17 protein-coding genes are annotated in these 21,488 nt (G+C 61.9%); 10 read left to right on the forward strand and 7 right to left on the reverse strand.

Annotation, left to right across the window (positions count from 1 at the left end; all coding sequences use genetic code 11):
- Window positions 1–28 precede the first annotated feature (28 nt).
- From LAD35_RS07815 to LAD35_RS07825, 3 genes are all read left to right on the forward strand, one after another.
- Complete coding sequence (locus LAD35_RS07815; protein WP_224152129.1) at window positions 29–490, forward strand: Cd(II)/Pb(II)-responsive transcriptional regulator; 462 nt, start codon at window positions 29–31, stop codon at window positions 488–490.
- A gap of 198 nt (window positions 491–688) precedes the next feature.
- Entirely contained in the window at window positions 689–1,504 is an 816-nt protein-coding gene (locus tag LAD35_RS07820) for an MlaE family ABC transporter permease (protein WP_224152130.1), read from the forward strand.
- A gap of 78 nt (window positions 1,505–1,582) precedes the next feature.
- Window positions 1,583–2,014, forward strand: a complete 432-nt coding sequence (locus LAD35_RS07825) for a helix-turn-helix domain-containing protein (RefSeq protein WP_224152131.1) — start codon at window positions 1,583–1,585, stop codon at window positions 2,012–2,014.
- Between the two features lie 46 nt (window positions 2,015–2,060).
- Here the strand turns inward: LAD35_RS07825 and metE are convergent, their stop codons facing one another.
- Window positions 2,061–4,418 carry a 5-methyltetrahydropteroyltriglutamate--homocysteine S-methyltransferase gene (gene metE / locus LAD35_RS07830; protein ID WP_224152132.1) on the reverse strand — a complete coding sequence of 786 codons (2,358 nt, stop codon included), beginning with the start codon at window positions 4,416–4,418 and terminating at the stop codon, window positions 2,061–2,063.
- A 136-nt stretch (window positions 4,419–4,554) separates the two neighbouring features.
- On the opposite strand from metE, the gene LAD35_RS07835 reads away from it, so the two are divergent.
- Window positions 4,555–5,448, forward strand: coding sequence for a LysR family transcriptional regulator (locus tag LAD35_RS07835; protein WP_224152133.1), 894 nt, complete (start codon window positions 4,555–4,557; stop codon window positions 5,446–5,448).
- A 32-nt stretch (window positions 5,449–5,480) separates the two neighbouring features.
- On the opposite strand, the gene LAD35_RS07840 is transcribed toward LAD35_RS07835, so the two are convergent.
- Window positions 5,481–6,695 carry an MFS transporter gene (locus tag LAD35_RS07840; RefSeq protein ID WP_224152134.1) on the reverse strand — a complete coding sequence of 405 codons (1,215 nt, stop codon included), beginning with the start codon at window positions 6,693–6,695 and terminating at the stop codon, window positions 5,481–5,483.
- 147 nt (window positions 6,696–6,842) lie between these two features.
- Between LAD35_RS07840 and LAD35_RS07845 the strand changes: the two genes are divergently transcribed.
- Window positions 6,843–7,445: a TetR/AcrR family transcriptional regulator gene (locus tag LAD35_RS07845; protein ID WP_224152135.1), complete on the forward strand. Its 603-nt coding sequence runs from the start codon at window positions 6,843–6,845 to the stop codon at window positions 7,443–7,445.
- A 123-nt stretch (window positions 7,446–7,568) separates the two neighbouring features.
- Here the strand turns inward: LAD35_RS07845 and LAD35_RS07850 are convergent, their stop codons facing one another.
- From LAD35_RS07850 to prpC, 5 genes are all read right to left on the reverse strand, one after another.
- Window positions 7,569–8,429, reverse strand: a complete 861-nt coding sequence (locus LAD35_RS07850) for an isocitrate lyase/PEP mutase family protein (protein WP_224152136.1) — start codon at window positions 8,427–8,429, stop codon at window positions 7,569–7,571.
- A gap of 86 nt (window positions 8,430–8,515) precedes the next feature.
- The gene (gene prpF, locus LAD35_RS07855; protein WP_224152137.1) at window positions 8,516–9,733 is read right to left on the reverse strand and encodes a 2-methylaconitate cis-trans isomerase PrpF; all 1,218 of its coding nucleotides are present in this window, start codon (window positions 9,731–9,733) and stop codon (window positions 8,516–8,518) included.
- Window positions 9,734–9,823: 90 nt separating this feature from the next.
- On the reverse strand, window positions 9,824–12,451 hold the full coding sequence (acnD, locus tag LAD35_RS07860) for a Fe/S-dependent 2-methylisocitrate dehydratase AcnD (protein ID WP_224152138.1): 2,628 nt from the start codon (window positions 12,449–12,451) through the stop codon (window positions 9,824–9,826).
- A 21-nt stretch (window positions 12,452–12,472) separates the two neighbouring features.
- On the reverse strand, window positions 12,473–12,907 hold the full coding sequence (locus tag LAD35_RS07865) for a GntR family transcriptional regulator (protein ID WP_224152139.1): 435 nt from the start codon (window positions 12,905–12,907) through the stop codon (window positions 12,473–12,475).
- 27 nt (window positions 12,908–12,934) lie between these two features.
- A complete protein-coding gene (gene prpC / locus LAD35_RS07870) occupies window positions 12,935–14,119 on the reverse strand; it encodes a bifunctional 2-methylcitrate synthase/citrate synthase (protein WP_224152140.1) in 1,185 nt (394 codons plus the stop codon).
- Window positions 14,120–14,314: 195 nt separating this feature from the next.
- Here prpC and LAD35_RS07875 point away from each other — a divergent pair, with 195 nt between their 5' ends.
- The 5 genes from LAD35_RS07875 (at window position 14,315) to LAD35_RS07895 (ending at window position 21,473) form a co-directional block, all read left to right on the forward strand.
- On the forward strand, window positions 14,315–15,796 hold the full coding sequence (locus LAD35_RS07875) for a short-chain fatty acyl-CoA regulator family protein (RefSeq protein ID WP_224152141.1): 1,482 nt from the start codon (window positions 14,315–14,317) through the stop codon (window positions 15,794–15,796).
- Between the two features lie 152 nt (window positions 15,797–15,948).
- On the forward strand, window positions 15,949–16,362 hold the full coding sequence (locus LAD35_RS07880) for a hypothetical protein (RefSeq protein WP_224152142.1): 414 nt from the start codon (window positions 15,949–15,951) through the stop codon (window positions 16,360–16,362).
- Window positions 16,363–16,522: 160 nt separating this feature from the next.
- Window positions 16,523–18,349, forward strand: coding sequence for a sensor domain-containing diguanylate cyclase (locus tag LAD35_RS07885; RefSeq protein ID WP_224152143.1), 1,827 nt, complete (start codon window positions 16,523–16,525; stop codon window positions 18,347–18,349).
- Window positions 18,350–19,107: 758 nt separating this feature from the next.
- On the forward strand, window positions 19,108–20,337 hold the full coding sequence (locus LAD35_RS07890) for a tyrosine-type recombinase/integrase (protein ID WP_317986735.1): 1,230 nt from the start codon (window positions 19,108–19,110) through the stop codon (window positions 20,335–20,337).
- Window positions 20,334–21,473, forward strand: coding sequence for a hypothetical protein (locus tag LAD35_RS07895; RefSeq protein ID WP_224152145.1), 1,140 nt, complete (start codon window positions 20,334–20,336; stop codon window positions 21,471–21,473). Before LAD35_RS07890 ends, LAD35_RS07895 begins: the two co-directional genes overlap by 4 nt.
- Window positions 21,474–21,488 lie beyond the last annotated feature (15 nt).

Consider the following 21,488-nt stretch of genomic DNA (forward strand, 5'->3'; position numbering starts at 1 on the left):
AACCTTAAAGTCACTTCAAAGTCAAGCCATGGTTGCAACCGGCGCACTCTACAAAATCGGCGAAGCGGCTACGCGCTCGGGCGTGTCGGCCGCCAATATCCGTTATTACGAGAAAGAAGGCCTGCTCAGCGCTGGCGCCAGAAGCGAGAGCAGCTATCGTTTGTATAGCGATGCAGAGATTCACCAACTGCGCTTCATCCGCCTGTGCCGGGCTATGGACATGTCCCTGGACGAAGTGCGTTCTTTGCTCGCCCTCGATTGGCACAGTACGGAAGACTGCACCGCCGCCCGCACGACGGTGGATGCGCACCTGCACCATGTGCGCGAGCGCCTGCAGGAGTTGCAGACCCTGGAGAAGGAGCTGGTCGCCCTCAGGGATTGCTGCGATGGCCACTCTGGCGTGTGCCGCACCATCGAGGCATTGCACCGGCGTGCCGATACGCAGGACCTGGGAGCCACCGTAGGCTCAGCCGTCAAGCGGCATGTCTGACGCGGTGCCGTTGCCGCGCATTGGTTGGATGGAAATTTGCTATTAAATATATAGCTTATCGCCTGGTATGGGTGGGCGTTGAATGTCTGCAGCGCCTGGGTTCTATACGGCGCTGGCATGGCTCACCGGGATCTGCAGGGTGTGGGTGAAGATGGCGCCCGGGTTGGCCAGCCCTGTTCATGGCCTATGATTCTTCGTATGTTGGCAAGCCTGCTTCAACCCCAATGGCCCCACCGCCTCTGGCGCACCGCGCAGCGCTGGGTGGTGGCCTGGTCGCGCATCGTGTACCTGGGCGCCGTCGTGCTGGTGATGCTGCTCACGCCCAGCAGCTACGGCGCAGTGACCCGCGCGCGGCTTTTGCGGCGCATGTATGTGGATACCGCTCCCATCCTGCTCGGGTTTACTGCGCTGGCCGCGCTGCTGTGCCTCGTGGTGGCGCGCATCGTCTTCGTGACCGCAACGAGCTACGGCCTCTCGCGCGTGGCCGTCGAGATGGTGATCCGCGTGCTGGTGCTGGAGTTGATTCCGCTCACCGCAGCGCTGTTTGTGGCCATGCGCTGCTCCATTCCAGCGGGCGCCACGCTGGCGCGTCTGCGTGAGAGCGGGCACTTTGACCGCTTGCGCGCGCAGGGGTTCGATCCGGTGCGCAGCGAGATGCTGCCGCTGGTGGTGGCCAGCATGTATGCATCCGTCACGCTCGCGGCGCTGTCCTGCGTGGTGTCGCTGGTCATGGTGTATTTCAGTGTCTATGGCTTCAGCCTGGTGGGGGTGGAGTTGTATACGCGCATGTTCGGCAATGTGTTCAGCCCCATGGTGACCTGGCTGTTCGCCCTCAAGACGCTGCTGTTCAGCCTGGCTGTCGCCTTGATACCCACGGCATCTGCCATGTATCGTCCCTATGGCATGCGCGATGAAGAGGTGCTGGGCCCGGAATCCGACCTTTCCGGACTGGCGCGCATGTTTGCCGTGCTGCTGCTGATTGAAGTTGCCTCCTTGCTCGGCAACTATTTTTGACGAGGTTTTGCGGGGCGTGCAAATGGGCTGGGGCTTGCACCATTTGCCAGACATTGGGGAGTTGCCGCAAAATGGCTCATGCCCAACATTGCTGCACTCCTCAAATCCGAGATCACGCGCGTGGCCCGCAAGGAAATCCGCGCAGAGATCGAATCCCTGCGCAAGGCGGTGAGCGCGCAACGCTCGGCCATTGCGGCACTCAAGCGCGAAATCGCCGAGGTGCGCAAGGTGGCCAGCAAAGGCGGGCAGGCGCCCAAGGCAGAGGCAGGCACGGGTGAGGCGGCAGAAGCTGGCATCCAGCGGCGCTTCAGTCCGTCGCGCCTGGCGGCGCACCGCCAGAAAATCGGGCTGTCTGCGGCGCAATATGGTGCCCTGGTTGGGGTAACAGGCCAAAGCATCTACAAGTATGAGCAGGGCAAGGCGCGGCCGCATGCCGCCACGGTGCGCAAGCTGTCAGAACTCAAGGAGCGCAGCAAGGCGCAGATTCTGGCTGGCCTGCAGGAGGGGTGAGCGAGCCAGCGGCAGCCTGCACTGCCGCCACACCCGCGCGGTACCGTCAGGCGGCTGCACTCACCACGTCCCTGTGATCCTGTGCCGCGCTGCGCAAAACCTTGGCTGCGGCCACCATCTGCGCCAGTGCCGGTAGTACCTCGCCCCATTGGCGTGTCTTGAGGCCGCAGTCGGGGTTGACCCAGAGGCGCTGCGCCGGAATGCGCTCTGCCGCTTTTTTCATGAGGCCCACGATGTGTTCCTGTGTCGGAATGTTGGGTGAATGGATGTCGTACACGCCGGGGCCGATCTCATTGGGATATTGAAAGTTCTCGAAGGCGTCGAGCAACTCCATGTCCGAGCGGGAGGTTTCGATGGTGATCACATCGGCATCCATGTCGGCAATCGACGCGATGATGTCGTTGAATTCCGAATAGCACATATGGGTGTGGATCTGCGTTTCGTCGCCCACGCCATTGGCGGTAATGCGGAAAGATTCCACGGCCCAGTGCAGGTACTGCTGCCACTGTGATTTGCGCAGCGGCAGGCCTTCGCGCAGTGCGGCTTCGTCGATCTGGATGATGCCCACACCGGCCTTTTCCAGGTCGAGCACTTCCTTGCGGATGGCCAGCGCCAGCTGGTAGCACGACTGCCAGCGCGGCTGGTCGTCGCGCACGAATGACCAGTTGAGAATGGTGACCGGGCCGGTCAGCATGCCCTTCATCGGGCGGTGGGTGAGCGACTGGGCAAACCGTGTCCATTCCACCGTCATCGCCTTGGGTCGGCTGATGTCGCCAAACAGGATTGGCGGCTTCACGCAGCGCGAGCCATAGGACTGCACCCAGCCAAACTGGCTGAAGGCATAACCGTCGAGCTGCTCTCCAAAGTATTCGACCATGTCGTTGCGCTCGGCTTCGCCATGCACGAGCACGTCCAGGTCCAGCGCCTCCTGTTCGCGCACGCTGCGCTCGATCTCGGCGCGCATGGCGGCCTGGTAGCCGTCCTGATTGAGCCGACCTGCCTTGAATTCACTGCGCGCATGGCGGATTTCTGCGGTCTGCGGAAACGAGCCGATGGTGGTGGTGGGAAAGGCGGGCAAGCCAAGCCGGGCCGCCTGCCTGGCCGCACGCACGGGGTAGGCGCTTTGGCGCTGGCCCAGGGCGGTAGTGATCTGCGCCACGGCGGCGCGCACTGCAGGGTTGTGAACGCGGGGCGAATTGCGCCGCGCCTGCAACGCCGCTGCGTTGGCTGCGAGCTCTGCCGCCACGGACGCTCGGCCCTCAGACAGCGCCTTGCCCAGCACGCGCAGTTCATCCAGCTTTTGCAGTGCGTAAGCGAGCCAGGATTTGACCTCGGCATCCAGCTTTTGTTCGCTGTCCAGATCCACAGGCACATGCAGCAGGGAGCAGGTGGGGGCAATCCACAGGCGATTGCCCAACTGCTCGGCCAGCGGTTCCACCCAGTCGAGCACGGCGCCCAGATCGGTTTTCCAGATATTGCGGCCATTGATCACGCCCAGCGACAGCACCTTGTGGGGCGGCAGCAGCCCCAGCAGTTGCTGCACATCACCCTGGCCCTGGATGGCATCGATGTGCAGGCCTGCAACGGGCAGGTTGGCCGCCAGGTATTTGTTCTCGGCCAGGTCGCCAAAATAGGTGGCCAGCAGGAGCTTGGCCTTGCTGGCCTTGAGGTGGTGGTAGGCGGTGTTGAAGGCATGCTGCCAGTCGGCGTCCAGCTCGGTCACCAGAATCGGCTCATCGATCTGCACCCATTCCACGCCCTGCGCGGCCAGCATGTCCAGCAGCTCGGCATAGACGGGCAGAATGCGCTCCAGCAGATCCAGCTTGCTGGAGCCGTCCTTGGCCTTGCCGATGGAGAGGTAGGTCACCGGGCCGATGATCACCGGCTTGGTGCGCACGTCCAGGGCGCGGGCCTCGGCCAATTGTTCCACGAGGCGCGTGGCGTCGAGCTGGAACCGGGTGCCTGCCGTGAATTCGGGCACGATGTAGTGGTAGTTGGTATCAAACCATTTGGTCATCTCGCCGGCGGCCACGCCACTGCCGCAGCAGGCGGTGTGTTCTGCGTGGCCCACCGTCGCTGAGCCGGAGGTTTCTGCGGTCGCTGCCGAGCGACCACGGGCGACGCGGAAGTAGTTGTCCAGTGCGTCGCCATGGAAGCCCTGTACCCGCTCGGGCAGGTTGCCCAGGGTGAAGCTCATGTCCAGCACCTGGTCGTAGAAGGAGAAATCGCCCACAGGCACCAGATCGAGGTCTTGCTGGCTGGCCCAGTGGCGTGCGCGCAACTGGGCGCCCAGTGTCTTCAACTCGCTGCGCGAGGATTCGCCCCTCCAGTAGGACTCCAGCGCGAACTTGAGTTCGCGCCGCGCGCCGATGCGTGGAAAGCCGAGGTTGTGGATGGTGGTCATACAGATCTTCCGGTATCAATGAACAGGCCCTGCCTGTGAACGTGAGCACGTTCCGAGAGCGACGGACGCATCGTCTGGGATTTGATGTATGAAGTAAAATGGTTTTATTTCACATATCAATGAATTCTGTTCACTTATGCTGGAGCGTATCCATCTCGCCATCGTTCAAGAGGTTGAAAAACAAGGCTCATTGACCGCCGCAGCCGATGTGCTGTGCGTGACCCAGTCGGCCCTCAGCCACAGCATGAAAAAGCTGGAGGGCCAGTTGGGCACCGCGATCTGGCTGCGCGAAGGCCGCAGCCTGCGCCTGACGCAGGCCGGGCAGTACCTGCTGGCCGTGGCAGGGCGCGTGCTGCCACAGCTCGATCTGGCCGAAGCGCGCCTGCAGCAGTTTGCGCAGGGCGAGCGCGGCAGCCTGCGCATCGGCATGGAATGCCACCCGTGCTACCAGTGGCTGCTCAAGATCGTCTCTCCGTATCTGGCGGCGTGGCCGGATGTGGATGTGGACGTGAAGCAGAAATTCCAGTTCGGCGGCATTGGCGCGCTTTTTGGCTACGAGATCGACATGCTGGTCACGCCCGATCCCCTGTTCAAGCCCGGCCTGCACTTTGAGCCGGTGTTCGACTACGAACAGGTGCTGGTGGTGGCTGCCACGCACCCCTTGGCTGCTGCCAGCTACGTGCGCCCTGCCGATCTGGCGCGCGAAGTGCTGATCACCTACCCCGTTGCGGTGGACCGGCTCGACATCTACACCCAGTTTCTGCTGCCCAAGGGCATTGCGCCCCGGCGCCACAAGACCATCGAGACCACCGACATCATGATGCAGATGGTGGCCAGCGGCCGTGGGGTGGCCGCGCTGCCGCGCTGGCTGGCGCTGGAATACGCGCAGAAGATGGCCGTGGTGCCGTTGCGCCTGGGCGCCAAGGGCATCGCCAAGCAGATCTACCTGGGCGCACGAGAAGCCGATCTGCACATCGATTACCTGCAGGCCTTCATTGCGCTGGCGCGCCAGCCGCTGGCAGCGGGGTGATACCCGCGGTCTGGCTCTTGGCCTGAAACCGCTCAGCCTGTGCAGGCAGCGTGCTCTGCAGGCGCTTCATGGCGGGCCAGGCGCCCCGCCTGCGCACCCCAGGCCCACATGGCCGCGCCCGCAACCAGCGCCACCACAAAGGACATCTGCGGGCCCAGGTGGTCGGTCACCCAGCCGGCGGCCGCCGCTCCCAGGGCCACGCCCATGGCCAGGCCCGTCAGCAGCCAGGTCATGCCCTCGGTCAGCCGGCTGGCTGCCACCTGCTGCTCCACCAGGCCCATGGCCACGGTGATCGTGGGCCCGAAGGTGATGCCAGCCAGCAGCACGGCCAGGGTCAGGGCGGTGAGGTTGCTGGCCAGCAGCAGCGGCACGGCCGTGATCGCCACCGAAGCGCCCACCCAGACGATCTGGCGGTGGAGCGGCATCTGCAGGCGCAGGGCCCCGAACACCAGGCCCATCACGCAGGAACCCAGTGCGTAGAACGACAGCACCACGCTCGCCATGGCAGGCTGGCCGTGCTGGGTGGCAAAGGCCACGGCCGCCACATCAATGGTGCCCACGATGATGCCTTGGGCGAGCATGAACAGTGCGAGCGAACGCACCACGGGCTGGTGGCGCACCAGCGAACGCTGGCGTGCCTGCTGGTCGTGGGGGGTGACGGGGGGCTCGGTGCGGCGCTGCAGCACAAAGAGGGTGACGCCCACCAGCAGCAACAGCGCGGCAGCCATGGGGCCTGCTTCGGGGAACAGCACCATGCTCAGTCCCACGGACAGTGGCGGGCCGATGATGAAGCACAGGTCATCCAGCACGGCTTCGAACGCATAGGCGGTCTGCAGCTGCGGCGTGCCCCGGTACAGCACCGTCCAGCGCGCGCGCACCATGGCGGGCATGCTGGGCAGGCTCCCTACCAGCGCGGCCAGCAGCAACAGCAGCCAGTCCGGCCCTTGCCAGTGGGCGCAGGCCAGCAGGGCGAACATGGCGCTGGCACTGGTTGCAGCGGCCACGGGCAGCACCTTGCGCTGGCCGTGGCGGTCCACCAGGGCGGAGATGCGTGGTGCCAGCACGGCAATCGACAGTGCAAAACAGGCCGCCACGGCGCCCGCCAGCGTATAGGCGCCGCGCTGTTGCGACAGCATGGTGATGAGGCCGATACCTGTCATCGACAAGGGCAGGCGGGCAATCAGGCCGGCCAGTACAAAACTGGCGGTGCCGGGCGCGGCAAACAGCTGGCGGTAGGCGTGGAACATCGAAACCTCGGTGCAGAAAAGACTCGGCGGCGGCAGCCGCTGCGCAGGGCGCATGAAAACACATACGCAGCGTATGTGAGTGATTCTACGCAAGACGGGGCCTCGACGTATCATTAGCATACGATTTGTATGTGAATGGAGTCCAGCATGCGCCAAAGCCGCGCCAGCATGATTGAGGCCACCCGCGCCAAACTGGTTGTGGCAGGCAGGCGTGCGTTTGCGGCGCAGGGGTATGCGCAGGCCTCAATGGACGAGCTGACCGCGCAGGCGGGGCTGACGCGTGGCGCGCTGTACCATCACTTTGGCGGCAAGCCCGGCCTGCTGGCGGCGGTGGTGGCGCAGATGGATGCCGAAATGGACGAGCGGCTCGAAGCCGTGCTGCAGGCCCATGCCGATCCGTGGGAGGGCTTTCTGGCCTATTGCCGCGCTTATCTGGCCATGGCGCAGGAGGCGGAGATCCGCCGCATCGTGCTGCAGGATGCGCGCTCCGTCCTCACCGGCACGGACCAGGGTGAGCAGCACCGCAAGTGCATCCAGTTTGTCGCCAATTACCTGCAAGGGCTGATGGAGCAGGGCGTGATCGTTCGCGCAAGCCCCCAGGCGCTGGCCCGCGTGCTCAACGGCTGCCTCGTCGAAGCGGCATTCTGGATAGCGGAGGAAGGCGCACCTGCCTCACGTCTGGCCGACGCCATGCAGGCGCTGGAGTTGATGCTGCAGGGCTGGCGGCCACGCGGGGCGGCGCTGCCGTAGAAGCCGCCCCACGTGGTAGCTGACGGAGCGTAGTCTGCTATCGATAAGGGAGCGAATGGCGCTTTATGTACGAGCACCATAGCCCGATTTCATTTAGATTCTCAATCGCCATAGCTCTGGCGCTTACCTGTACTTCTGCTCCAGCGAATCCCAGAAATCCTTGTTCACGAGGCGCTGGCGTTCCAGAAACGGGGCGACGATGGCCGGGTCTTCGTTCACCTGATGGGTATCGCGCAGCAGCGTCAGGCACTTCTGCATACCGGCCACGGCGCCCTGCAGGGCCGCGTTGGCGTAGAGCACAAAGCCAAAGCCCAGCTGGCCCAGTTCATCGGCATTGAAGATGGGGGTCTTGCCGCCGATCACCATGTTCATGAGCTGGGGTGCCTTGATCCGCTGGGGCAGGGCACGCACCTGTGCCTGCTCGGTCACGGCTTCGACGAACAGAATATCGGCACCTGCTTCCTCAAAGGCCTGGGCGCGTTCGATGGCGGCCTCGAAACCGTGGACGGCGGCCGCATCGGTGCGGGCCATGATGAGGGTGCCTTCGTCGCGCCGGGCGTCGACGGCGGCCTTGATCTTGCTCAGCATCTCGCTGGTCTCGATCACCGCCTTGCCATTGAAGTGGCCGCAGCGCTTGGGGCTGACCTGGTCTTCGAGCTGAATGCAGTCAGCGCCTGCGCGCTCCAGCGTGCGCACGGCGTGGTAGGTGTTGACGGCGTTGCCAAAACCCGTGTCGGCGTCGACGAGCAGCGGCACCTCCACCGCGTCGCGGATGCGGGCTGTGTGGTCGGCAATGTCGGTCAGGCCCATGAAGCCCTGGTCGGGCATGCCGAACCACATATTGGTGACACCGGCGCCGGTCACGTAAATGGCTTCAAAGCCCAGGTCGGCGATCAGCCGGGCCGACAAGGCATTGAAGGCGCCCGGTACGATGACGCCCCGGCGTGCATCAGCCAAGGCTTTGAGTTGTTGCCTGGAATTCATGGTTTCTCTCTTGTCTTCTCTGTTTTTGATAGCGCAAGGCGCGCTTGTGTAAAGCGCGGAAGAGTGGTTGGGTATGTTGAGCCCCGCTACTTGGCAAGCAGCACCTCGCCGGGTACCCGAATCCAGCCTTCCATCAGAATCCGCGCGCTGCGGCTCATCAAGGCCTTGGTGACCTGCCACTCGCCGTTGACGAGCTGTACCTCGGAGCCCACGCGCAGCGTGCCGCTTGGGTGGCCAAAGCGCACGGCCTGCCGCTCGCCACCGCCTGCAGCCAGGTTTACCAGCGTGCCGGGTATCGCCGCTGCGGTGCCGATGGCCACGGCTGCGGTGCCCATCATGGCGTGGTGCAGCTTGCCCATGGAGAGGGCGCGCACCGTCAGGTCGATGTCCCTGGCGTCAATGTTTTTACCGCCTGCCGCCTGGTAGCCCACGGGTGGTGCCACCAAGGCAATCTTGGGCGTGTGCTGGCGCGTGGCCGCCTCTGCCAGATCGTGAATCAGGCCCATGCGGAGCGCGCCGTGGGCGCGGATGGTTTCCAGCCTGGCCAGGGCGTCTGCATCGTTGTTGATGGCGTCCTGCAGTTCGGTGCCGTTGTAGCCCAGGTCACCGGCGTTCAGGAAGATGGTGGGGATACCGGAATTGACCATGGTCACGGCAAAGCGGCCGATACCGGGCACATCCAGCTGGTCGATGAGGTTGCCAGTCGGGAAAATCCCGGCGCCTGCGTCACCCGCCTCGCCTTCATCGGCAGGGTCAACAAACTCCAGCGCCACTTCGGCAGCGGGGAAGGTGACGCCATCCAGCTCGAAATCGCCGGTTTCCTGAACCTGCCCTTCGGTGATGGGAACGTGCGCCACGATGGTCTTGCCGATATTGGCCTGCCAGATGCGCACGGTGACCGTGCCGTTGTGCGGAATTCTCTCCGGGCTGATCAGGCCCATGTGGATGGCGCAGGGGCCGACGGCGGCGCTGAGGTTGCCGCAGTTGCCGCTCCAGTCCACAAAAGGCCTGTCGATGGAAACCTGGCCGAAAAGGTAGTCCACATCATGGCCTTCGCGCGTGCTGCGGCTCAGGATGACGCCTTTGCTGGTGCTGGACGATGCATTTCCCATGCCGTCGATCTGCTTGCCGTATGGGTCGGGGCTGCCCAGCGCGCGCAGAAAGATGGCATCGCGCACGGGGCCCGGCTGCTGGGCTGCGGCTGGCAGGTCCTGCAGATGGAAGAAAACACCTTTACTCGTGCCGCCGCGCAGGTAGGTGGCGGCAATCCTGATTTGCGGTGCTGTCCGCTGCTTGTCTCTCATGCTGTCTTTCTGTGTGGGGCGCGTGCAGGCTGCAGCGCACCGCATATTGGTTGTATCTGGGGCATCAAATTTGATAGCGTTTGGCGCTTTCTACACTTGCGGCTCCAGCAGTTTTTCATCATTTTCTGCCAGAAAATCCTGTGCAAAGCGCTGCAGCACGCCACCCGCCTCGTAAATGCTGACTTCCTCTGCGGTATCGAGGCGGCAGATCACCGGCACTTCCAGGTGGGAGCCATCGCGGCGGTGCACGGCCAATACCAGGCGGGCACGCGGCTCGCGCCTGCCAAGCACGTCAAAGGTTTCCGTGCCATCGAGGCCCAGTGTCAGGCGCGTGGTGCCGGGTACAAACTCCAGCGGCAGCACGCCCATGCCGATCAGGTTGGTGCGGTGGATGCGCTCGAAGCCTTCCGCTGCGATGGCTTCCACGCCCGCGAGGCGCACGCCCTTGGCTGCCCAGTCGCGGCTGGAGCCCTGGCCGTAGTCGGCGCCCGCAATGATGATGAGCGGCTGCCTGCGGTCCATATAGGTTTCTATGGCTTCCCACATGCGCATGACGCGGCCTTCCGGCTCCACGCGTGCCAGAGAGCCCTGTCTTACGCTGCCATCGGCGTTCCTCACCATTTCGTTGAACAGTTGGGGGTTGGCGAAGGTGGCGCGCTGGGCCGTGAGGTGGTCGCCGCGATGGGTGGCGTAGGAGTTGAAGTCTTCTTCCGGCAGGCCCATGCGGTGCAGGTATTCGCCTGCGGCAGAGTCCATCAGGATGGCGTTGGAGGGCGAGAGATGGTCGGTGGTGATGTTGTCCGGCAGGATGGCCAGGGGCCGCATGCCGCGCAGCGAGCGCTCGCCAGCCAGGGCACCCTCCCAGTAGGGTGGGCGGCGGATGTAGGTGCTTTGCGGGCGCCAGGGGTAGAGCGCCTCTTCCTGGGCGCTGGCGTTATGGTGAATGGCGAACATGGGCTCGTACACGGCGCGGAACTGCTCGGGCCTGACAGCCGCTTTTGCCACCGTGTCGATCTCTTCATCGCTGGGCCAGATGTCCCTGAGCCGGATCTCGCGCCCCTGGTGCATGCCCAGCACGTCGTTTTCAATGTCAAAGCGGATGGTGCCTGCAATTGCGTAAGCCACCACGAGCGGCGGAGAGGCGAGGAACGCCTGCCTGGCGTAGGGGTGGATGCGCCCGTCAAAGTTGCGGTTGCCCGAGAGCACGGCCGTGGTGTAGAGATCGCGGTCGATGATCTCTTGCTGAATGGCCGGGCTGAGTGCGCCGCTCATGCCGTTGCAGGTGGTGCAGGCAAAGGCGACCACGCCAAAGCCCAGCGCTTCCAGATCGCCAAGCAGCCCCGCCTGCTGCAGGTACAGCGGCACCGTTCTGGAGCCCGGGGCCAGCGATGACTTGACCCAGGGCTTGCGCGCCAGGCCCAGGTTGCGGGCATTGCGCGCCAGCAGGCCGGCGGCGATCACGTTGCGCGGGTTGCTGGTGTTGGTGCAACTGGTGATGGCAGCGATGATGACGGCCCCGTCTGGCATGCGGCCATCTTCCTCCACCCATGCACCGGCAATGCCTCGCGCAGCCAGATCGGTGGTGGGGAGCCGCGCATGCGGGTTGGAGGGGCCCGCCATATTGCGCACGACGGAGGACAGGTCGAAGTGCAAGGTGCGCTCGTACTCGGCATGTTCCAGCGTGTCGGCCCACAGGCCTGCCTGCCGGGCATAGGTTTCCACCAGTTGTACCTGCGCGGGATCGCGGCCTGTCAGCCGCAGGTAATCGATGGTCTGCTCGTCGATGGCAAACATGGCGGCCGTGGCGCCGTATTCGGGCGCCATGTTGGAGATGGTGGCGCGGTCGCCAATGGTGAGGCTGCGCGCGCCATCGCCAAAGAATTCCAGGTAGGCGCCCACCACTTTCTGCTGGCGCAGAAACTGCGTCAGCGCGAGCACGATATCCGTGGCGGTGATCCCCGGCTGGCGCTTGCCTTGTAGCTGCACGCCGACGATCTCGGGCAGGCGCATCCAGGAGGCGCGGCCCAGCATCACGCTCTCGGCTTCGAGCCCGCCCACGCCCACGGCGATGACGCCCAGTGCATCGACATGCGGCGTGTGGCTGTCGGTGCCCACCAGGGTGTCGGGGTAGGCCTCGCCGTTGACGGCGTGGACCACGGGGCTCATGCGTTCCAGATTGATCTGGTGCATGATGCCGTTGCCCGGTGCGATCACCTCCACATTCAGGAAGGCGCGCTTGCACCAGTCGATGAAGTGGAAGCGGTCTTCGTTGCGCCGGTCTTCAATGGCACGGTTCTTTTCAAAGGCCTGCGGGTCGAAGCCACCGCACTCCACGGAAAGCGAATGGTCCACGATGAGCTGCACGGGCACGACCGGGTTCACCGCCGCCGGATCGCCCCCCTGGCTTGCAATGGCATCGCGCAGGCCGGCCAGATCCACCAGCGCGGTCTGGCCCAGGATGTCGTGGCACACCACGCGCGCCGGAAACCATGGAAAGTCGCGTTCGCGTTTGCGCAACGTGATCTGGGTCAAGCATTCGGTGAGGATGGCGGGGTCGCAGCGGCGCACCAGGTTTTCGGCGTGAACGCGACTGGTATAGGGCAGCGTGGCCCAGGCGCCGGGGTGGATGGCATCCACTGCGGCCTGGGCGTTGTAGTAGTGCAGCGATGTGCCTGCCAATGGCTGGCGGTAGAGGTTGCTGCTGGGGGGCGTACGCATGGTTCGGTCTTCTCGTGGTTTTCAGTCGGCCAATGCGGGTTGGGCCGGCGCGGATGGTGTGGTGGAAAAGTTCAGCGGCATGCAGGCATCCGGCCCGCGCGCCAGTTGCAGACGGGCGTGGGCCACGCCATAGAGCTGGCGCGTCAGCCCCGTGCTGGCGGCGGAGGGCTGTCTCTGCAATTGGGCCAGGTGGCTCGCCAGCAGGCTGCACAGCTGCTGGGCTTCGGCCACCTGGGCTGGGGTGAGTCGTGTCACGCTCATGCCTCGCCGGGGCTGTGCGGTCAGCAGGCCTTCGTGGCACAGGAGCTTCATCGCTTCACGCACCGGCGTGCGGCTCACGCCGAATTCCTGGGCCAGCGCACCATCGTTGATGTCGCTGCCGGGCGGCATCTGGTGGTTCAGGATGCGCGTGCGCAGCTTCTCGGCAATGGCAATGCACAGGGAATAGGGTTGCATGGATGACGCCGTCATGGGGCTCCGTACTTATTGACGCTCGTCAATCGGCACGAACTGCTGGTCGTCCGGGCCGGTGTAGTTGGCGCTCGGGCGGATGATCTTGTTGTCCTGCCGTTGCTCGATGATGTGGGCCGCCCAGCCGCTGGTGCGCGCAATCACGAACAGCGGCGTGAACATGGCGGTGGGCACGCCCATCATGTGGTAGCTCACGGCGCTGAACCAGTCGAGGTTGGGGAACATCTTCTTGACGTCCCACATCACCGATTCCAGGCGCTCGGCAATGTCGTACATCTTGGTGCTGTCTGCTTCATCGGACAGCTGCCTGGCCACGCCCTTGATCACCACGTTGCGTGGGTCGCTGACCGTGTAGACCGGGTGGCCGAATCCGATCACCACCTCCTTGGCTTCCACGCGCCGCCGGATATCCGCCTCTGCTTCGGCCGGGTTGTCATAGCGTTTCTGGATCTCGAAGGCCACCTCGTTGGCACCGCCATGCTTGGGGCCGCGCAGCGCGCCGATGGCGCCCGTGATGGCCGAATACACATCGCTGCCGGTACCTGCCACCACGCGGGCGGTGAAGGTGGACGCATTGAATTCGTGCTCGGCATACAGATTGAGCGATGTATGCATGGCGCGCACCCAGCTGTCCGATGGCCTGGTGCCATGCAGCAGGTGCAGAAAATGGCCGCCAATGGATTCATCGTCGGTCTCGACCTCGATGCGGCGGCCCGAATTGCTGAAGTGGTACCAATACAGCAGCATGCTGCCAAGCGAGGCCATCAGCCGGTCGGCGATATCCCGGCTGCCTGCCAGGTTGTGGTCGTCCTTCTCGGGAAGCGCGCAGCCCAGGGCAGATACGCCGGTGCGCATCACATCCATGGGGTGGCTGGCGGCTGGCAACTGTTCGAGCGCGGCCTTTACGCTGCCGGGCAGGCCGCGCAGTGACTTCAGCCGGGTCTTGTAGGCCCTGAGCTCGGCGCGCGTGGGCAACTTGCCGTGCACCAGCAGGTGGGCGATTTCCTCGAATTCGCAAACTTCAGCGATATCCAGAATGTCATAGCCACGGTAGTGCAGATCGTTGCCAGTCTTGCCGACGGTGCATAGCGCGGTATTGCCGGCCGTCACGCCCGACAGGGCCACGGATTTCTTGGGTTTGAAACTGCCAGCCGCCGGGGCTGGATGCTGGATGCTGGGTTCTGCCACGATGCGCATACGAATCTCCTGAAGTAGGGGGCAGTCACGACCAGCACAGGTTTGAAGGCGCTGGTGAATCTGCCATACTTCGCAATCTACGCAATTGCATGCGGTAAGCCCAGGCCTGAATTGGCGAATGATTGCGAAAGAGAAATGAAAAGTTTGCGAATTTTGCAAATTTCTCGGTGACTCACCAGAGTGGAGACGGAAGAAATGGCCAAGACCTTCATGGGCGTGCGACTGCGCAGCCTGCGTGCCGAACGCGGCATGACCCAGGCCGCGCTGGCGCAGGCGCTGGAGCTATCGCCCAGCTATCTCAACCAGATCGAGCAGGACCAACGCCCGCTCACCGTGCCGGTGCTGCTCAAGATTCACAAAGTGCTGGGCGTGGACATTCAGCAGTTCTCCGAAGACGAGGAGGCGCGCCTGCTGGCCCGGCTGCGCGATGCCATGGCCGCCATGCCCGCGCCGGAAGGTGCTGTGCCGCTGCCGGAGCTGCGCGAGGTTGCATCCCGGCTGCCGCAACTGGCGCAGGCGCTGCTGGCCATGCACCAGCGTCACCTGGCCGATACCGAACGGCTGGAGGCGCTGGCTGCGCGCCTGGGTGACGGGCGTGCCGAGCTGGACGAGGGAGCGGTTGCCATCCAGGTGCACGGGCCCCACCGGCAAATGCCGTTTGAGGCGGTACGCGACTTCTTCTTTGCCCATCGCAACCATTTTGATGCGCTGGACCGTGCAGCCGAAAATCTGGCACAGCAGGCCAGGGAGCAAGCCGGCTCGCAGGCCGGCAGCCAGCAGGAGTGGCTGCAGTACCGTTTGCAGGCGCGGCACCAGGTGCTGGTGCTGCGATCTCCGAACCACCAGCGCCACCGCTACTTTGATGCCGCCACCCGAACCCTCCATGTGGCCACCCAGCTGCGCCCTGCCCAGCAGGCGTTTCAGCTGGCTACGCAACTGGCCCTGCTGGAGTTTGACGGCTTGATCGAACAAGTGCTGAACGCCAGCCATTGGCAGGACGATGCCACGCGGCGCCTCGCGCGCATGGGGCTGGCCAATTACGTGGCGGGGGCGTTTGTACTGCCCTATGGCGAGTTTTTGCAGGCGGCGGAGCGTCTGCAATACGACATCGATCTGCTGGCGCGTCGCTTTGGTGTGGGGTTCGAAACCGTGTGCCACCGCCTCTCGACCTTGCAGCGGGCTGACGCACCGGGTGTACCGTTCTTCTTCATCCGCGTGGACCGCGCAGGCAACATCAGCAAACGCCAATCGGCTACGCATTTTCATTTCTCCAGGACGGGCGGCACCTGCCCGCTGTGGGGTGTGTACGAGGCCTTCACCCAGCCTGGCCGCATCGTGCCGCAGCTGGCCAGCATGCCAGACGGCCGCATCTACCTGTGGATTGCCCGCACCATCAGCCATGCCGGTCACGGCTGGGGCGCCCCGGGCAAAACCTTCTCCATCGGCCTGGGGTGCGATCTGCAGCACGCGGCGCGCCTCGTGTATTCGAAAGGCCTGGACCTGCGCAACCTGGAGGCTGCCACGCCCATCGGCATGGGCTGCAAGGTGTGCGAGCGCAGTGCCTGCCCCCAACGCGCCTTTCCCTTCGTGGGCAAGCCGCTGCGGGTCAACGAACATGAAAGCGGATTCGTGCCCTATGGGGGGGCGGGCGTTGTGGGCAGCTCACAAGCCCGGTGAAGCACAGTGATGGGGCTAAAACCCCCTTGGCGCTTCTGCCCTTGTGCGGACATTGAGTGATTGATAGGTTGACGGATGGCTATGCTGCGACAAAGTCTTAGCCAAGGGGGATGTGCCTTTCAGGCGCTGAACCCTACCCAAGTGAGCGAACCATGAAGCCAAACGCGAAAAAGGACAGTGACGAGCTATATCTGGATTTGTTTTTGAGCGAGTCGGCATCGGTCACGGATGCACAGATCGCTTACTTTCGAGAACACCCGGAACAGATTGACGAAGTCTCCGCACCTCTCAATATCTATCGCTTTTTCCTGTGGGCCGGAGCGCTCCTGGGTGTCGTGCTTGTAGCAATCGCCAAGTTTCTGAAGTTCTCTCTACTGCAGGGGTTCATGTCGGAGGGTGTGAGGGAGTTTGTTGTCGACATTCTGTACGAGAGCGGCGTTGCGCTCATCAGCGCGGTGATCACTGCATATATCCTCGGCATTCTGCTGAAGAAGCACCAGGAAAATGCGGTGGCCTGGAGGGCAGAGCTTCGCCGAAAACTGGGTGAGCAGCCGCCTTCCAAATGATGGGATGGGAGATGAATGCATCGGGAGAGTACTCGCCGCGTGTATTGATTGCAATCGCAACTTTTCTTTTGCTGATGAATTGAATTGGGATGCATCGTGAATCAGGTACAACTCGGGGTTGGAGGGCCTGGGATGGGAGTACCATCCGGAAAAACGATCCGTGCAGTTGGAAATGCCTAATTTGCGCCAGATTTCCGATAACAGCTATGCCACACCGGCTATGCCCGACTGGTTGCGGGCACAGGCAAGTCTGGATTGGCATGCAGTCGGACTGCCTGATTTTGACCAGTGGGATCAGGCCATTGTCTCCGTGGCCTATTTGATGGCGCATTCTCGTTCGCCCATGGCTTTGATGCTTGGTGCTGAAGGCGTGCTTTTTGCCAACGAAAGCGCCCAGCATCTTTTTGCCGGGGATGTGGGTGCATGCAATGCGCGGTCGGTGCTTGAGGTGGTGCCGCAGCATGTCTTGCTGTTCTCTTCGGCACTCAGCAGGGTGATGAGAGGGGAATCATTCAGCGTGCAGCAGCAGCCGCTGAGTGTGCAAAAGCAGGGTCGGGTGCACAAGCAATGGCTTCATTTTGACTTCATGCCAGTTCTGGGATCGGATGGCCGGACTGTTGCCGCTTTGTGCATTCCATTCGATGTCACCGACATGGTGCTGCGCATTCAGCAGCTCACGGATTCCGAGTATGGATTGCGGTATGCCCTGGAAGGGTCTGGTCTGGTGGGAACCTGGGCCGTGGATCTGGCGACACAGATCAGCAAAGCAGACGCCAATGTTGCAAGAATGTACGGCTTGCCGGAAGACGATTGCAAAAAAGGCATTCCGGTCAGCCGCTTCCATGAAGCGATTCATCCAGAGGACCGGGAGCGGGTCGCTGGGGCTATCAAGCAGTCTGTCGAAACCTCCAATGCGTACCGGTGCCGCTACCGTGTAGTGGATCTCGGAGGCCAGATTCGTTGGGTAGTTTCCTCAGGCAGGCCGAGCAGATCGGACGATGAAAAGGCCACCCAGTTCCTGGGTGTGGTGGTCGAGGTGACGGAGCAGATGGAGACGGCGTCCGCATTGGCTGCAAGCCGCTTCCATTTCGAAACCTTGACGGAGGCCTTGCCCCAGATTGTCTGGAGTTGCAATGAAACAGGCCAGCATGACTATTTCTCCAGACGGTGGAGCGAATTTACCGGCATCAATCCGCAGGACGCCGACGAGCACACCTGGAAGACGCTGGTTTTTCCTGAGCATTGGGATCGGGTCTGGACAACCTGGCAAAACGCCTTGCACACGGGCGGCGCCTACGACATTGACTACCGCTTTCGTCATTTTTCAGGGGAATACCGCTGGTTGCGGGTGATGGCCTTGCCCATCCGCGACGAAGAAGGGCGGATCGTGCGCTGGTTCGGCACCAGTACCGACATTCATGAAGCCTACAAGGCAACTGAAGAGCGGGAGCGCCTTGCGCATGAGCTGGAGCGCATTGCTGCAGAGGACCAACTCACCAGTGTTTTGACGCGGCGTGCTTTTTTTGCGCAAGCCGAGCAGTTGATCAAGGCCGCGCAGGGGCATCGCAGGCACCTGAGTCTTCTGATGCTCGATATCGACCATTTCAAGGTGGTCAACGACACCTATGGGCATGTCATTGGCGACAGGGTGTTGGCCGCATCCGCCGAAAGGATTCAAGCAGCAGTGCGGGCGCCGGATCTGGTCGGGCGCCTGGGAGGAGAGGAGTTTGCGGTGCTGCTGCCAGGATGCTCGAAAAGCGAGGCCATCAAAGTGGCGGAGCGTATCCGCTCCTTCGTGGAGGACAACCAGATTCAAATGGAAGACGGCCGCGTCATTGCCGCGACGGTCAGCGTTGGTGTGGCTACTACGCTCAAAAAGACAGATGTGATTCACCATCTGCTCTCTTCTGCAGATGTGGCGCTCTACAAGGCCAAGTCGAGCGGCCGCAATCGGGTCTGCATTTTTGACGGAGCCTGCAAATCGTAGATGAGGTGTGAGGTGTGCACGCGTGGCTGGCGCTCTGCCTTTCTTCAGCCTGTCGTCCTCAAGCCCGTGTCTCGTCCAAGTGGCGCGTGGAAGGAGCAATGAAGGGCTCTGCGCGACGCATTTGTTTATCCAACTCGATCAATCGGCGATGTGCAGACCGGTGACGGTCAATCCTGCCACCTTTGCCTCGCGGGCCTCGCCATGGGGGCGCGCAACTGTTGTTCTCTGCGAATCGGGCCCAGAAAGTGGCCGAGCAGCTCAAAGGCAGAAGCGGCGCTCATTGAGCCAGTAAAACCCCCATCCGGTCACATCGGTGGCACAGGCCCTGGATGCCAAATCTTCAAGAGGTTTTATTTCCTCATTCATCCCAATGCAGCAGATTGGCCCTGCCGTTCGTGCCTATCTGGCCAGCTTTGTGTTCCGGTACAAAGGAATGCGCGCAAACCCAATGACTGGGCGGCATCTCTATTGAGCGCCGGCACTTGACTTCCGAGACTGAGAGCCTGCGCACAAACAAAAAATGCCACAAGCCAAAGCTTGCAGCATTTCTATGGAGAAAATCAAATGCGGTATTTGACCTTCTGTTTATCTTGGCGGAGAGGGCGTCCGACATCTAAGAGTGCAAGAAAATGCCTGTATGTACTTAATTGATTGTTTTTAATTTATTTTTTAGAATTGAATAGTGCAGAGTGATGCGTAAAAATGCAGTGCAAGGTACAATCCTTTGATGCAAAGGAAGGTATAAAGCAATGCCGAAAATGAGTTTAGAAATGGCCGCGCTCGAAGTCCGTCGGCTTGATAAGCCGGGCTGGTATGCTGTGGGTGGCGTGGCAGGTCTGGGACTCAACGTCTCGCCTACAGGGCAAGGCCGTTCATGGGTGCTGCGTACCACGATCAACGGCACGCGCCGCGCTATCGGTCTCGGCCCATACCCTGAAATATCGCTGGCCGTTGCGCGTGAAAAGGCCCGAGAAATGCGCGAGCAAATCCGGCAAGGTATTGACCCCATAGCGACAAAGCGCGAACTGCGGCGCCAACGCATGGCCGATGCTATCAAAGCAGTGACGTTCGGTGAAGCCGCAGCGCGGTACATTGACGCGCACGGCCCAAGTTGGCGCAACGCCAAGCACCGTGCGCAATGGGGGAGCAGCTTGGCACAGCACGCTGCGATCCTTACGCCGTTGAACGTTTCCCACATCGAAACGGCTCACGTAGTAGCAGCATTGCAGCCTATTTGGCAGACTCGCACCGAAACGGCAAGTCGCGTGCGCGGTCGAATTGAATCGGTGCTTGATTGGGCTACTGTGCAGGGCCTGCGCGCAGGCGAAAACCCTGCACGCTGGCGCGGCCACCTCGACCATTTGCTACCCGCGCCGAACAAGGTCAAGCGAGTTGAGCATCATCGTGCACTACCGTATGCCGAACTGAGTGCATTCATGCAGCGCCTCAAGGAAGTCTCAGGCATGGGCGTCAAGGCTCTTGAGTTTGCGATCCTAACTGCAGCGCGCAGCGGTGAAGTACGTGGTGCGGTCTGGTCTGAAATCGACTTTAAAGCCAGTGCATGGAATGTTCCTGCTAATCGAATGAAAGCTGGTCGCCCACATCGCGTGCCATTGTCTGAACAAGCGATGGCATTGCTTGCTGCGCTACCCCGACTTGATGGAACAGATTTGATTTTCTGGGCACCTCGTGGGGGGCAGCTGTCGGATATGACACTGACCGCCGTGCTGCGCAGAATCGGGGTTGACGCTACGGTTCACGGTTTTCGCTCGACCTTCCGAGATTGGGCGGCAGAGCGCACAGCCTACCCGCGCGAGATTGCAGAAAGTGCGTTGGCTCACGTGAATGGAGACCGCGTGGAAAGCGCCTATCTGCGCACCGATCATTTCGAGCGTCGCGCGAAGCTGATGCAGGAATGGGCGAAGTTCGCCCACAGCTCTAAAGGAATAGTAGCTATTGCTCCAATACAGGAGAAGGTGGCTGTATGAACGGGTCTATCAACGCCCGCGCCATCAATCAGCAATTGGATTACAAGGAGCTGCGCGATGAGTTTGGGAGGCTGGCAGAGGATTGTCATACGGCATTGAACGTCGAAAAGGATCTACGCACACGGCGTAAAGCCACTGAGCGTGTTTTCACCACCATTAATCAGTATTGGAAAGCCTTTGCTACGGTGCTATCGCCCCAAATTACTAAAGCGGAAGACGCCAAAAAGATCAGATACAACAAGCGTTTACGCGAAGCGCTATGTCAGATGCAACGCACTCGCTCCGAGTACATCGCTGTGCTGATAAAAATGTTCGGCGATCGAAGTGAAAAAATTTGGCAAGACGACGCTCCTCGCTTGACTGAAATCACTCACGTAGTCAAACAATGGGGACAAACCCCCTTATTGTTAGACCCGTTTCGACAGGCCTTGAACGCTTATCGTGATGCCAAACGTGCCTTTCTTGAGTTGTGTTGCCAATCGCCCCAGTCTGACACCCTCACAGCGCTCAAAGAGGTGGTTTCCGATAAGCGCGCTGCTTTGCTTGAAAGGCAAGCGCACGAAGTGGAGAGCCTGGAATCTGAAATGAAGACCGACCTCGCCTTGCACGCTGGCTTCTTGGCGGGGAGTGCGAGCATCAGCGTTCGACGTGCATGGGAAGAAAAGCGTGAATGCTTGGTGGCTAAGCACAAAAGCGAACTCGCCTGCCACGACCAAGCGTACGATGGACAAGTCCAAAGACTAGCTATTTGGCGAGAGTGCTTTATCCGCTTGCGTATGGCTCGTTTCATGTTAGGCCAATGTATCGATGTTGTACCGACCGATCCCACAGCCGTGACCAGCTTAGTGGCTAGTGCCCTGGAGACGATGGGGCGGTTTCAGCCGAAACGAATACGAGGAGGTGCGCCCAGGACTTCGGGTAGTCCGTGGGAAGTGCACGCAGCAGTTCGCCGCGCTTGTGAAGACGGTTCTAGCATGTGGTCAGCGCTGAAGATCATAGCCGTCGAGGCAGGATTATCTAATGGGGGCGACGGCGCAGCGGCCCGTGCAGCATCACGCTTGGTAGGTCGTGCGTCACATCGTGAAACTCTCATGGGAGATATCGTTATCGCGCATGCTGTGCAAAAAAAGAGGTAGTTCTGTCCTTATATG

Source organism: Comamonas odontotermitis, from assembly GCF_020080045.1.
GTDB lineage: Bacteria > Pseudomonadota > Gammaproteobacteria > Burkholderiales > Burkholderiaceae_C > Comamonas > Comamonas odontotermitis.